The organism is Falsiroseomonas sp. (assembly GCF_051859025.1).
Taxonomy (GTDB): Bacteria; Pseudomonadota; Alphaproteobacteria; order Acetobacterales; family Acetobacteraceae; genus Falsiroseomonas.
Genome location: NZ_JBHYGL010000038.1, coordinates 184,511 through 196,834 on the forward strand (window position 1 = coordinate 184,511; position 12,324 = coordinate 196,834).

Below are 12,324 nucleotides of genomic sequence, written 5' to 3' on the forward strand. Positions count from 1 at the left end.
CCTCACAGGGCTTTTGCCTCCGCCGCCCGGACGCTCGCCTGGTCCAGCAGCGCCAGGCGCGCGCCATAGGTCGCGCCGATATTGGCGTTGGTGAAGGCCTCCCCCACCGGCCCGGCCGCGAAGACCCGCGCGTTGATGAGCAGGACATTCGAGAAATAGTCGGGCACGGTGCCGAGGTCGTGGTGCACCGCCACCACGTGGCGGCCCTTCGCCACCAGATCCCGCAGCACGGTGACGATGGCCTGTTCCGTCGCCGCATCCACCGCGGCGAAAGGCTCGTCCATCAGCACGAGGTCGGCATCCTGGGCGAGGGCGCGGGCCAGGAAGACGCGCTGCTGCTGCCCGCCGGAGAGCTTGCCGATCTGCCGTTCCGCGAAGCCTTCCATCCCCACCTGGGCGAGGGCCGCGCGCGCGGCCTCCCGGTGCTTGCGCGGCACCGGGCCCCACCAGCGCATCCGCGGGTAGCGCGCCATGCACACGACATCGAGCGCGGTGGCCGGGAAGTCCCAGTCCACGCTGGCGCGCTGCGGCAGGTAGCCGATCCGGTCGCGCACCTCCTCCAGCGGCCGGCCGAAGAAGCGGACCTCTCCCGACAGGGCCGGCACCAGGCCGAGCGTCGCCTTGAGGAGGGTCGATTTCCCCGCGCCATTCGGCCCGACGATGGCGGTCAGCCCCGTGGGCGCGTTCCAGGTCACGTCCCAGACCGCCGGCCTTTCGCCATAGGCGACGGTCAGGTGGCTGACCGATAGCGGCGGCGCGATGCTCATGCCGCCAACCGCCCGTTCAGCCCGCGCGCCGGCGCCTGGCCGCCCAGCGCGCGCGCGATGATCGTGACATTGTGGTCGATCATGCCCTCATAGGTCCCCTCATAGGTGCCGGCCTTGCCCATGGCGTCGGAGAAGAGGTTGCCGCCCAGCGCCACCCGCTGCCCGCGCGCGCCCGCGCCCTCGATCAACGCGCGGACGGCGCGATCGGGCACGGAGGTTTCGGCGAAGACGGCGGGGACGCGGCGATCCACCAGCTTGCGGACCAGCGCCTCGATCGCGGCGAGGTTCGCCTCGGCTTCCGTGGACAGGCCCTGGATGCTCTCGACCTCCAGCCCGTAGCGGGCGCCGAAATAGGCGAAGGCGTCATGCGCGGTGACGAGGAGGCGGGCATTGGCGGGCACGGTCGCCATCGAGTCGCGGGCATAGGCGTCGAGCCGCGCCAGCCTCTCCCGGAACTTTGCCAGATTATCCGCGAAGGTCTCCCGCAGGTCGGGCGCCAGGCGGCCCAGCGCCTCGGCCGCCGCGACCGAGGCCTCCGACCACAGGGACGGATCCATCCAGACATGCGGGTCGGCGGAATCGGGGTAGTCCGGATTGGCCCGCAGCCGGTCCCGCGGGATGCTTTCCGCGATCATGATCACGGGCTTGCCCGCCGCGCGCACGCGGTCGAGCACATCGCCCATGCGCCCTTCCAGGCGGTGGCCGCTGGCGAAGACGACATCGGCGGAAAGCAGGCGGGCAATGTCGGCGCGCGTCGGGCGGAACAGGTGGGGGTCGACGCCTTCGCCGATCAGCGTCTCCGCCCGGATGCGGCCGCCCGAGATCTCCCGCACCACATCGCCCACCATGGCGACGGTGGCGAGCACGTTGCGCGGCGCGCGGGGCGCGGCCTGTGCCAGGGCGGGGAGGGGCGTGGCGGCGCCGATCGCGGCGGCCAACAGGGTGCGGCGGCTTGCGGCCACGTATGAACGTGTGTTCACGTGTACTCCTGTTGATGTCTTGGGCTGTTCAGTTCTTCACATATCCAAGTTTTTTCAATAACTTGGCGTTGTCATCCACATGGAATGACGGCACGCTGCCGTCAAGCGTGGGTTTACGTTTCGGCCCTCCGGGGCATGGGCGGGTCGGCGCGACGGTTGGAACACGCGGGGCAACCGCGTCACGGGGGTCCAGAACAGGCATGGCGGTTCGCGGCGCGCGCATTCCCGAAGACCAGGTCGTCGAACTGGCCGAGATGTTCCAGATGATGAGCGACCCGACCCGGCTGCGGATCATCCTGGCCTGCCTCGATGCGCCGGTCTCCGTCGGCGACATGGCGGATGGGCTCGGCATCTCGGCCTCCCTCGTCTCCCACCACCTGCGCCTGCTGCGCGCGGCCAGGCTGCTGCAGGCGGAACGGCGGGGCCGGCAGGTCTTCTATGTGGTGGGGGACAGCCACATCCGGTCCATGCTGACGGACATGCTGGACCATGTGGCGGAAGGGGAGGCGGAGGCCGAGCAGGCCCCCGGCGCCTGACCGGCCAGGGGCGGTGGCGGCAGCCCCCCGGAGGGTGGCCGCCAGCCGCGATGTGGCCAATTCCTTAACCTTTCCAGCATGACAGTCGGTGCCGTCATCTTGCGATGACGACCAGAGGGCTCACTTGTGCGGTGCGGCAGCGACAACTATGGTCGCGCCGCGGCGACCCTCCCCCCTCATGGGGAGGACGGGTCTTCAGCACGGCCACCGGCGGGCGGGTCGCCCGGTGGTTGGGGAGCGGAATTCGGGCGCGCCCCGCGCGCCTACGGGACGACAGGATGCGGCACGTGATCAGTGCGTTTCGAGGGTTCGCAGGGGGCCGTCTGGCCACCCTCGCATGGGCGTTGCTGGCGATGATGATCGCTGGCGGCGATGCGCTGGCCCAGGCCGCCGGTGGCGGCATGGTCGGCGCGCCGCAGCCCTGGGGCATGGGCCTCCAGCCTTCCGGCGGGCCGATCAAGGACGCGATCTCGTCCTTCAACACGCTGGTCTTCTGGATCATCGTGGCGATCACGATCTTCGTCTTCCTGCTGCTGGTCTATGTGGTGGTGAAGTTCCGGGCCGATGTGAACCCGAACCCGTCCCGCACCAGCCACAACACGCTGCTGGAAGTGGCCTGGACGGTGATCCCGGTGCTGATCCTGGTGGTGATCGCCATCCCGTCCTTCCGCCTGATCTACTACCAGGACCGCGCGATCGACGCCGACCTGACGATCAACGTGCAGGGCCGCCAGTGGTATTGGCACTACGGCTACCCCGACAACGGCAACTTCACCTTCGACAGCTACCCGGTCCAGACCGCCGACCTGCAGCCCGGCCAGATCCGCAACCTCGATGTGGACAACCCGCTGGTCATTCCGGTCGGCGCCACGGTCCGCATCCTGACGACCGGCCAGGACGTCATCCACAGCTTCTTCGTCCCCTCCCTCGGCGTGCAGAAGTACACGATCCCGGGCCGGACGATGGAGACCTGGATGCGCGCCGACCGCCCCGGCACCTTCTACGGCCAGTGCAACCAGATCTGCGGCGTGAACCACTGGTTCATGCCGATCGTGGTCCGCGCCGTGCCGGCCGCCGAGTTCACCGCCTGGGCCGAGCAGGCGAAGACCCGCTTCGCCGAAGGCCTGCCGCCCGGCCCGGTGCCGGCCCTTGCCGGGGCCCCTGTGGCCCCCACCCTGAACGCCGGGGCCCCGGCCTCCCTGAATGTCGCGGAGGCCCGCCGGTAAGGCGGGGCTCCAGAGCCAACACGAGAAGCGGACACACCCCCAGATGGCGACCGCGGCACACGACGCCCCCCACGGTTCACACGACAACCACGACCACACGCCCTCCTTCGTGAACCGGTGGCTGTTCTCCACCAACCACAAGGATATCGGCACGCTCTACATCGGCTTCTCGCTGATCGCCGCGATCGTCGGCATCGGCCTGTCGCTGCTGATGCGCATGGAACTGCAGCAGCCCGGCATGCAGATCTTCGCCGATGGCCAGATGTGGAACGCCTACGTCTCCGCCCACGGCCTGATCATGGTGTTCTTCGTGATCATGCCCGCGCTGATCGGCGGCTTCGGCAACTGGTTCGTGCCGATCATGATCGGCGCGCCGGACATGGCCTTCCCGCGCATGAACAACATCAGCTTCTGGCTGCTGGTGCCGGCCTTCCTGATGCTGGGCAGCAGCCTGTTCATCGGCGGCGGCGCCGGCGCGGGCTGGACCATCTACCCGCCGCTGTCGGATGACACCTACCAGTCCGGCCCGGCCATGGACATGGCGCTGTTCGGCCTGCACCTGGCGGGCGCCAGCTCCATCCTCGGCGCGGCGAACTTCATCACCACCATCTTCAACATGCGCGCGCCGGGCATGACCCTGCACAAGATGCCGCTGTTCGTGTGGTCGATGCTGGTCACCGCCTTCCTGCTGCTGCTGGCCGTGCCCGTGCTGGCCGGCGCCATCACCATGCTGATCACGGACCGCAACTTCGGCACGGCCTTCTTCGACCCGGCCGGCGGCGGCGACCCCGTGCTGTTCCAGCACCTCTTCTGGTTCTTCGGCCACCCCGAAGTCTACATCATGATCCTGCCGGCCTTCGGCATCGTCAGCCACGTGATCTCGACCTTCAGCCGCAAGCCGATCTTCGGCTACCTCGGCATGGCCTACGCCATGGTCGCGATCGGCGTCGTCGGCTTCATCGTGTGGGCGCACCACATGTACACCTCGGGCATGGACGTCGACACGCGCGCCTACTTCATGGCCGCGACGATGGTCATCGCCGTGCCGACCGGCATCAAGATCTTCTCCTGGATCGCGACGATGTGGGGCGGCAGCCTCACGCTCAACACGCCGATGCTCTTCGCCATCGGCTTCATCTTCCTCTTCACGGTCGGTGGCGTGACGGGCGTGGTGCTGGCCAATGCGGGCATCACGCAGATCCTGCACAACACCTACTACGTGGTCGGCCACTTCCACTACGTGCTGTCGCTGGGCGCCGTGTACGGCATCTACTGCGGCATCTACTACTGGATGGGGAAGATGTCGGGCCGCCAGTACGACGAGAAGCTGGGCAAGATCCACTTCTGGCTGACGTTCATCGGCGTGAACCTGACCTTCTTCCCGATGCACTTCCTGGGCAACCAGGGCATGCCGCGCCGCTACCCGGACTATCCTGACGCCTTCTGGGGCTGGAACCTGGTGGCCTCCATCGGGTCCTACATCTCCGTCGCCGCCTTCCTCTTCTTCTTCTACGTGCTCTGGCACACGCTGACGAAGGGCGCGAAGGCCGCCGCGAATCCCTGGGGCGAGGGTGCGACGACGCTGGAGTGGCAGGTCTCCTCCCCGCCGCCGTTCCACACCTTCGACGAACTCCCGCGCATCCGGTAACGGTGATGAGCGGAGCAACGATCGAGCCGAAGGGGGCGCAAGCCCCCTTCACCACATCCGGAGCCGACATCTCCGAGGTCCGGGACTGGATCGCGCTGCTCAAGCCGCGCGTCATGTCCCTCGTCGTCTTCAGCGGCCTGGTCGGCCTGCTGGTGGCGCCGGTCTCCATCCCGCCGGCGCTGGCCTTCACGGCCATCCTCTGCATCGCGATCGCCGCGGGCGCCGCGGGCGCCATCAACATGTGGTACGACCGCGACATCGATGCGCTGATGCGCCGCACGGCGCGCCGGCCCATCCCGGCCGGGCGGATCGAGCCCAAGGCCGCGCTCGGCTTCGGGATCACCCTCGGCGTCGCCTCCGTCATCCTGATGGGGCTCGCCACCAACCTGGTGGCGGCCGGCTGGCTGGCGGTGTCGATCCTGTTCTACGTCTTCATCTACACCATGTGGCTGAAGCGCCGGACCAGCCAGAACATCGTCATCGGCGGCGCCGCCGGCGCCTTCCCGCCGATCATCGGCTGGGCCGCGGCCACGGGCGACGTCACGCTGGTGCCCTGGCTGCTGTTCGCCATCATCTTCGCCTGGACGCCGCCGCATTTCTGGGCGCTCAGCCTCTGGGCCCATGGCGACTACGCCCGCGCGGGCGTGCCCATGCTGCCGGTGGTGTCGGGGGCGAAGGAAACGCGCCGGCAGATCCTCTACTACACCATCATCCTCGCACCCCTCGGCATGTCCCCCTGGTTCGTCGGCTTCTCCAGCCCGGCTTACGCGCTGGTCGCCGCCGTGCTCGGCGGCATGTTCCTGATGCATGCCGTGCGCACGCTGCGGGAGAAGCAGGATGAGACGGGGCGCAGCCTGGTGAACGACGCCGCCGCGCGCCGCACCTTCAGCTTCTCCCTGCTGTATCTCTTCCTCCTCCTCGGCGCGCTTGCCGTGGACAAGCTGGTGTTCGGCTGATGACCCCTGAGGAAAAGGCGGAGTTCGAGCGCCGGCGCCGTGGCCGCAACTGGGCGATCCTCGGCGTGCTCGTCGGCCTCGTGATCCTGTTCTACTTCATCTCGACCGCACGCCTGCTGCAGGGTTGAGACGCAGCAGCGGCAAGCCCAGGTGATGCGCATGGAACCAGACCGGCAACAGACCCTCGCCCGCCGCAACCGCCGAACGGCCATCGCCGCCTTCACGATGGTCGGTACCATGGTGGGCGTCAGCTTCGCGGCCGTGCCGCTCTATGAACTGTTCTGCCGCGTCACCGGCTTCGGCGGCACGCCGATGATCGGCGGCGGCCCGGCGCCTGGCGCCGGGCAGCAGACCATCACCATCCGCTTCAACGCCAACACCCAGCCCAACCTGCCCTGGCGGTTCGAGGCGGTGCAGGCCAGCCAGACCCTGCATGTGGGGGAGGAAGGCGTCGCCTTCTACCGCGCGCGCAACACCGGGACGGGCCCTGCCACAGGCGTTTCCACCTACAACGTGACGCCGGAGACGGTGGGCCGCTACTTCCACAAGACCGCCTGCTTCTGCTTCGAGGAGCAGACCCTGACCCCCGGGCAGGAAGTGGACATGCCGCTGGCCTTCTGGATCGACCCGCGGATCGCGGATGACCCGAACACCCGGAACATCCGCACCATCACGGTCAGTTATACCTTTTTCCGTACCATGGCGGATGCGGAGCGGTCCGGCGCGTTGGCCAATGCCGGCCCGCATGTCGGGCGGCGGGACGGGCTGGCGCCGGCGGCACCGCCGACGGCCACACCCTGAACGGGGACACCCTGAACAGCCGCATGAATTGACGCCCACCCAGGACCCGAAAACCCGCCGCCACCCTTGATCCGGCGGGGCTTTTGGGGATTGATGCAGCGCGATATCCGGGGTGCGCGGGCGCCCCGGAAGACTTGATCGGGCGCCCCGGCGCCCCAATGACCACCAGGACGAGCGATGGCAAGCACCAGCGAGACGGGCCACAGCCCCTACAAGCACCCCTACCACCTGGTCGATCCGTCGCCCTGGCCCCTGGTCGGCGCCCTGGCCGCCGGCGTGCTGGTGACCGGCATCGTCTTCATCGGCCATTACGGCAGCTACTGGCTGGCCACGCTCGGCCTGCTGGGCGTGCTGGCCACCATGTTCTTCTGGTGGCGCGACGTGCTGAAGGAAAGCCGGACGCCGGGCATCCATTCCCCGGTCGTGCGCCTTGGCCTGCGCTACGGCATGGTGCTGTTCATCGCGTCGGAAGTGATGTTCTTCGTGGCCTTCTTCTGGGCCTTCTTCCACTTCGCGATCTACCCGGAACACGTCTCCGGCGCCGCGAAGGCCATCTGGCCGCCCCAGGGCACCCTGACCTTCGACCCCTTCCACCTGCCGCTGCTCAACACGATGATCCTGCTGCTGTCCGGCTGCACGGTCACCTGGGCACACCATTCGCTGCTGAGCGGGGACCGCAAGGGCCTGATCACCGGCCTGTCGCTGACGGTCTTCCTGGGCGCGTTCTTCACCTTCTTCCAGGTGTGGGAATACGCCATCGCCCCCTTCGCCTTCACGGGCGGCGTCTATCCCTCCACCTTCTTCCTCGCCACCGGCTTCCACGGCTTCCACGTGCTGGTCGGCACCATCTTCCTGGCGGTCTGCCTGGTGCGCGCCATCAAGGGCCACTTCACGCCGGAGAAGCATTTCGGCTTCGAGGCCGCGGCCTGGTATTGGCACTTCGTGGACGTGGTGTGGCTGTTCCTCTTCGTCGTGATCTACTGGTGGGGCGCGGGCGAAATCGCCCACCACTGAGCCGGTCACGATGACCCAACAAACGACCCCGCCCGTTCCCACGGGCGGGGTCGCTCCGTTCTGGAAGGCCGCATTGGCCTGCCGCTGCCCGCGATGCGGGGAGGGGCGGCTGTTCAAGGGCCTGCTGGACGTGGCCCCCACCTGCACCGCCTGCGGGCTCGACCTCTCCGGCCAGGATTCGGGCGATGGGCCGGCGGTGCTCGGCATCTTCGTGCTGGGCGCGCTGGCCATGATCGGCGCCTTCCTGGTGGAATTCCGCCTCTCCCCCCCGCTCTGGGTCCATGCCGTGCTCTGGCCCGCGCTGCTGATCCCCGCCGCCGTTGTGATGATGCGCAGCGCCAAGGCGGCGCTGATCTGGCTGCAATGGCGCCACAGGCGGGGCGAGGGCGTGTAGAACACCGCGCATGCAAGCGCGCCGGATTCTCCTCCCCCTCCTCGTCATGCTGCCCGTGCTGGCCGTCCTCCTCGGACTCGGCACCTGGCAGGTCCAGCGCCTCGGCGCCAAGAACGCCCTGCTGGCGGAGATCGCGGCCGGGGAGGCCGCACCCGCCCGTCCCCTCGGCGCCGCCGCGCCACCTTCCTGGACCAAGGTCGCCGCCACAGGCCGATTCGATCATGAACGGGAGGTGCTGCTGGGCCTCGAGGTCCGCGGCCCCATCCTTGGCGCGCGCCTGGTCACGCCCCTGCTGCGGGATGGCGCGCCGCCGGTGCTGGTGGATCGCGGCTGGGTGCCGATGGACAAATCCGGCACCATCGCCCGCCCGGCCGGCCCCGTGACGATCGAGGCCTATGCCCGGCCCGGGGAGACGGCGGGCATGCTCTCCGCCACCGATGACCCGGCCGGCCGCCGCTTCTACACCTTCGACCCGCCCCTGATCGCCCGCAGCCTCGGCCTGCCGGCGCCGGAGCCCTTCGGGCTGGTGGCACTCGGTGGCCCGGGCGGCGCGCTGCCGGACCCCGCGCGCACCCTGCCGCGCCCCACCAACAGCCATCTCGGCTATGCCGTCACCTGGTACGGCCTGGCGTTGTCGCTGCTCGGCGTCTTCGCCGTCTGGCTGCGCCGCCGGCTGAAGGAGCCCGCCTGAGCATGAACGACGCCTATGCCCGCCTGACCGCCCGCTTCGGCCGCATCGGCGCCATCGGGGAAGCCGCGGGGATCCTGTCCTGGGACGCCTCCGCCATGATGCCGCCGGGGGGCGGAGCGGCGCGGGGCGAACAACTCGCGGCGCTCGCCGGCATCCGGCACGATTTGCTGGTGGCGCCGGAGGTCGCGGAAGACCTGGCCGCCGCGACGGCGGAAGGGGAGTGGGAGGGCGCCAACCTCCGCCTGATGCGCCACGCCCATCGCCGCGCCACCGCCCTGCCGACCAGCCTGGTGGAGGCGATCGCGCGGGCCAATTCGAACTGCGAGAAGGTCTGGCGGGTCGCGAAGCGGGACGCCGATTTTGCCAAGGTCCTGCCGCTGCTGGAGGAGGTCGTGCGCCTGGCGCGGGAGGAAGCGCAGGCCTATGGCGGCGCGCTGGGCCTTTCGCCCTATGACGCGCTGATGGATGGCTACCAGCCCGGCGTCACGGCGGCCGATGTCGCCCCCGTCTTCGCGGCCTATGAGGCCTGGCTGGCCGAGGCGCTGCCCCGCGCGGAGGCCATCCAGGCCGCGCGCGGCCCAGCCATGCCGCTGGCCGGCCCCTTCCCGGTGGCGAAGCAGCGGGAGCTGTGCGCGGCGATGGCGGCCACGGTCGGGCTGGATTTCGCCCATGCCCGGCTGGACGAAAGCCTCCACCCCTTCTGCGGCGGCAACCCCGCCGATATCCGCATCACGACCTTCTACGACGAGGACAACGTCGCCAAGGCGCTGCTCGGCGTGCTGCATGAGACCGGCCACGCGATGTACGAACGTGGCCTGCCCGCTGCCCATGCCCGCCAACCGGTGGGGGAGGCCGCGGGGATGGCCGCGCATGAATCGCAATCCCTGATCGTGGAGATGCAGGCCAGCCGTTCCGACGCCTTCCTCCGGTTCCTGGGCGGCCGCCTGCACGAGACCTTCGGCGGCGACCCCGCCCCCTATGCCGCCGCGAACCTCGGAAAACTCTGGCGCCGGGTGGAACGCGGCTTCATCCGGGTGGACGCGGATGAGATGACCTACCCCGCGCATGTCATCCTCCGCTTCCGGCTGGAACGCGCGATGATCGAGGGCGGGCTGGAGGTCGCGGATTTGCCGACGGCCTGGAATGAGGGGCTGCACCGGCTGCTTGGCATCACGCCCCCGGATGATGCCCGGGGCTGCCTGCAGGACATCCACTGGCATGACGGCGCCTTCGGCTACTTCCCCAGCTACACGCTGGGCGCCATGGCGGCCGCGCAGCTGATGGCGGCGCTGCGGCGGGCGGAGCCGGAGCTTGATGCGCAACTGGCCCAGGGCGACATGGGCCCGATGATGCGCTGGCTGGGCCAGGCGGTGCATGCGCAAGGCGCCAGGCTTGGCTTCCAGGACCTGCTGCGCCACGCCACGGGCAAGCCGCTCGATCCCGCCGACTTCACCGCCCATCTGACGGCCCGCTACCTGGCTTGAGGTTCAGCGTTCCCGGTCGGCCGCCGGCCAGGCCAGGGCGTCGAAGCGCAGAACCGGGATGCGCGCCAGGGCCAGCGTCCGGTCCTCGATCGTCAGCGGCACCTCCACCTCCGGCTGGCCGGCGGCGTTGGGGCGGCTCATCAGCGGCAGGATCGCGCGGGCGGTCGCGGCGGCGCGGCGGCCGACGAGCCCCGCTTCCGCCAGCGCATCCAGCGCATCGGCCGCGCCGGTCAGGCGGAGCGACCCTGCCCCCATGGGCTGCAGCCCCTCATCCAGCGCGATGGTCGCGGCGGCGGTGGCGCCGACGGGCCCCCAGCGCAGCGACAGGCTCTTCACCTCCAGCGTGCCGCCCGCATCCCGCCAGCGTTCCGCCCGCACCACGGGGAAGCGGCCGGGGGGGACGGGGCCGCTCAGCGCCATTTCCGCGCCCAGCGCCGCGATGCGGCGGCCGAAGGCGGCGGCGCGGCCGCCCGGCGCGGCCGGCAGGTCGATATCTTCCGCCGCCACGGTCACGTCCAGCGCCGCCTCGCCCTCCGTCGCGGTGGAGGAGGTGTCGAGCGTGATGCGCGCGCTGCCCACCGCCATCGGGCCGGCGGGCGTGGACAGGCGCAGCCGTTCCGCCAGCACGTCACCACCGCGCGGTGGCGTGCCGGCTTCCAGCGGCATCAGCGCCACCAGCGTATCCGCGGCGAAGCGGTATTCGTCATCGCCGATCCGCAGCCGCTGTGCGCCCGGCATCTCCACCCGCAGCCGGTCCAGCCGCGGCAGGGTGACGCGCAGCTCCGCCCGTTCGGCCTGCAACATGAAGCCGCCGGGCAGGGTGGCGTCGCCGCCCTCGATCCGCAGGTTCGGCAGGATCAGCGCGGCGGAGAGCGGGTAGCCCGCCCGCACCGGCGGCGCATGGTCCACGCGCCAACCCTGGGCGCGGCGGACCTGGACCCAGGTGGCGAAGCCCTGCTCGATCTCCGTCGCCATGGCGCGCCACAGCAGGGCATGGCCCGCCCCCAGCGCCACCACCGCCACCAGCACGCCCAGGGCGATACGGGGCGCGAGGGGCCTTCGGCGGCCGGGCGTCTTCATTTCCATCACGCGGAGGGGTATAGCCCGCCCCCGGCCCCCCGTGCAGACCTCATCCGCCCTCCCCCCCGCCGATCCGCAATTGGTGCCGCCGCTGGCGGCATGCGGACATATGTGGGTCTTCGCCTATGGATCGCTGATCTGGCGGCCGGGTTTCGACCATGCCGGCAGCCAGCCCGCGCTGCTGCAGGGGTTCCACCGGCGCTTCTGCCTCTGGTCCCATCATTATCGCGGCACGCCGGAGGCTCCGGGCCTGGTGCTGGGGCTCGATCGCGGCGGCGCCTGCCGCGGCGTGGCCTTTCGGGTGCCGGGCGCCAACGCGGCGGCGGTGCTGCGCTACCTCGATGACCGGGAACTGCCGGATGGGGCGGAGGTGGTCTATCACCGCCGCGTCCTGCCGGTGCGGCTGGCAGGGGAGGGGCAGGGGGTTCCGGAGGGGCTCCCGATGGGGACGACGGTGCCCGCCGTGACCTATGTCGCGAACCGGGCCTGCCGCCTCTATGTGCCCAGCCTGGCGCCGGAACAGGCGGCGGCGACCATCGCGCGCAGCGTCGGGCGGATGGGCTCCAACCGGGACTATCTGCTCAACACATTGAACCATCTGGAGGCGATGGGCGTGCGCGATGCCGGCCTGGCGCGGATTGCGGCGCTGCTGCCCGAGCCCTGAGCGGGCTGCTTTCATCCACCGCGCGCACGTGTAGCCGATTCAACCTTGGGTTGGTGGACGACCTGTGAATTCATGCCGTGATC

14 protein-coding genes are annotated in these 12,324 nt (G+C 70.0%); 11 read left to right on the forward strand and 3 right to left on the reverse strand.

Annotation, left to right across the window (positions count from 1 at the left end):
• Positions 1–2: 2 nt before the first annotated feature.
• A complete protein-coding gene (locus ACTIE5_RS25470) occupies positions 3–767 on the reverse strand; it encodes a metal ABC transporter ATP-binding protein (RefSeq protein ID WP_439552542.1) in 765 nt (254 codons plus the stop codon).
• Positions 764–1,747, reverse strand: coding sequence for a metal ABC transporter solute-binding protein, Zn/Mn family (locus ACTIE5_RS25475; protein WP_439552543.1), 984 nt, complete (start codon positions 1,745–1,747; stop codon positions 764–766). Before ACTIE5_RS25475 ends, ACTIE5_RS25470 begins: the two co-directional genes overlap by 4 nt.
• Before the next feature lie 200 nt (positions 1,748–1,947).
• Between ACTIE5_RS25475 and ACTIE5_RS25480 the strand changes: the two genes are divergently transcribed.
• From ACTIE5_RS25480 to ACTIE5_RS25525, 10 genes are all read left to right on the forward strand, one after another.
• Positions 1,948–2,283, forward strand: coding sequence for an ArsR/SmtB family transcription factor (locus ACTIE5_RS25480; RefSeq protein ID WP_092962398.1), 336 nt, complete (start codon positions 1,948–1,950; stop codon positions 2,281–2,283).
• 353 nt (positions 2,284–2,636) lie between these two features.
• On the forward strand, positions 2,637–3,509 hold the full coding sequence (coxB, locus tag ACTIE5_RS25485) for a cytochrome c oxidase subunit II (RefSeq protein ID WP_439552544.1): 873 nt from the start codon (positions 2,637–2,639) through the stop codon (positions 3,507–3,509).
• Between the two features lie 43 nt (positions 3,510–3,552).
• Positions 3,553–5,157: a cytochrome c oxidase subunit I gene (gene ctaD, locus ACTIE5_RS25490; RefSeq protein WP_439552545.1), complete on the forward strand. Its 1,605-nt coding sequence runs from the start codon at positions 3,553–3,555 to the stop codon at positions 5,155–5,157.
• 5 nt (positions 5,158–5,162) lie between these two features.
• Complete coding sequence (locus ACTIE5_RS25495) at positions 5,163–6,113, forward strand: heme o synthase (RefSeq protein WP_439552546.1); 951 nt, start codon at positions 5,163–5,165, stop codon at positions 6,111–6,113.
• Positions 6,113–6,241 carry a hypothetical protein gene (locus tag ACTIE5_RS25500; RefSeq protein WP_439552547.1) on the forward strand — a complete coding sequence of 43 codons (129 nt, stop codon included), beginning with the start codon at positions 6,113–6,115 and terminating at the stop codon, positions 6,239–6,241. The genes ACTIE5_RS25495 and ACTIE5_RS25500 overlap by 1 nt, the downstream gene beginning before the upstream one ends.
• A gap of 25 nt (positions 6,242–6,266) precedes the next feature.
• A complete protein-coding gene (locus ACTIE5_RS25505; RefSeq protein WP_439552548.1) occupies positions 6,267–6,914 on the forward strand; it encodes a cytochrome c oxidase assembly protein in 648 nt (215 codons plus the stop codon).
• Between the two features lie 177 nt (positions 6,915–7,091).
• On the forward strand, positions 7,092–7,928 hold the full coding sequence (locus tag ACTIE5_RS25510; RefSeq protein ID WP_439552549.1) for a cytochrome c oxidase subunit 3: 837 nt from the start codon (positions 7,092–7,094) through the stop codon (positions 7,926–7,928).
• Positions 7,929–8,001: 73 nt separating this feature from the next.
• A complete protein-coding gene (locus ACTIE5_RS25515) occupies positions 8,002–8,322 on the forward strand; it encodes a DUF983 domain-containing protein (protein WP_439552550.1) in 321 nt (106 codons plus the stop codon).
• Positions 8,323–8,332: 10 nt separating this feature from the next.
• Positions 8,333–9,013, forward strand: coding sequence for an SURF1 family protein (locus ACTIE5_RS25520; protein ID WP_439552551.1), 681 nt, complete (start codon positions 8,333–8,335; stop codon positions 9,011–9,013).
• 2 nt (positions 9,014–9,015) lie between these two features.
• Positions 9,016–10,497 carry a carboxypeptidase M32 gene (locus tag ACTIE5_RS25525; RefSeq protein ID WP_439552552.1) on the forward strand — a complete coding sequence of 494 codons (1,482 nt, stop codon included), beginning with the start codon at positions 9,016–9,018 and terminating at the stop codon, positions 10,495–10,497.
• A gap of 3 nt (positions 10,498–10,500) precedes the next feature.
• Here ACTIE5_RS25525 and ACTIE5_RS25530 read toward each other — a convergent pair whose 3' ends face one another.
• Complete coding sequence (locus tag ACTIE5_RS25530; RefSeq protein WP_439552553.1) at positions 10,501–11,583, reverse strand: DUF2125 domain-containing protein; 1,083 nt, start codon at positions 11,581–11,583, stop codon at positions 10,501–10,503.
• A 103-nt stretch (positions 11,584–11,686) separates the two neighbouring features.
• On the opposite strand from ACTIE5_RS25530, the gene ACTIE5_RS25535 reads away from it, so the two are divergent.
• Positions 11,687–12,241, forward strand: a complete 555-nt coding sequence (locus tag ACTIE5_RS25535; protein ID WP_439552554.1) for a gamma-glutamylcyclotransferase — start codon at positions 11,687–11,689, stop codon at positions 12,239–12,241.
• The last annotated feature ends 83 nt before the right edge of the window (positions 12,242–12,324 follow it).

Bases quoted from the DNA above. Each gene is read 5' to 3' on its own strand.
- ACTIE5_RS25510 (WP_439552549.1), top strand. From the start codon at position 7,092: ATGGCAAGCACCAGCGAGACGGGCCACAGCCCCTACAAGCACCCCTAC.
- ACTIE5_RS25520 (WP_439552551.1), top strand. From the start codon at position 8,333: ATGCAAGCGCGCCGGATTCTCCTCCCCCTCCTCGTCATGCTGCCCGTG.
- ACTIE5_RS25505 (WP_439552548.1), top strand. From the start codon at position 6,267: ATGCGCATGGAACCAGACCGGCAACAGACCCTCGCCCGCCGCAACCGC.
- coxB (WP_439552544.1), top strand. From the start codon at position 2,637: ATGATGATCGCTGGCGGCGATGCGCTGGCCCAGGCCGCCGGTGGCGGC.
- ACTIE5_RS25525 (WP_439552552.1), top strand. From the start codon at position 9,016: ATGAACGACGCCTATGCCCGCCTGACCGCCCGCTTCGGCCGCATCGGC.
- ACTIE5_RS25470 (WP_439552542.1), bottom strand. From the start codon at position 767: ATGAGCATCGCGCCGCCGCTATCGGTCAGCCACCTGACCGTCGCCTAT.
- ACTIE5_RS25500 (WP_439552547.1), top strand. From the start codon at position 6,113: ATGACCCCTGAGGAAAAGGCGGAGTTCGAGCGCCGGCGCCGTGGCCGC.
- ACTIE5_RS25480 (WP_092962398.1), top strand. From the start codon at position 1,948: ATGGCGGTTCGCGGCGCGCGCATTCCCGAAGACCAGGTCGTCGAACTG.
- ACTIE5_RS25495 (WP_439552546.1), top strand. From the start codon at position 5,163: ATGAGCGGAGCAACGATCGAGCCGAAGGGGGCGCAAGCCCCCTTCACC.
- ACTIE5_RS25535 (WP_439552554.1), top strand. From the start codon at position 11,687: ATGTGGGTCTTCGCCTATGGATCGCTGATCTGGCGGCCGGGTTTCGAC.
- ACTIE5_RS25530 (WP_439552553.1), bottom strand. From the start codon at position 11,583: ATGGAAATGAAGACGCCCGGCCGCCGAAGGCCCCTCGCGCCCCGTATC.
- ctaD (WP_439552545.1), top strand. From the start codon at position 3,553: ATGGCGACCGCGGCACACGACGCCCCCCACGGTTCACACGACAACCAC.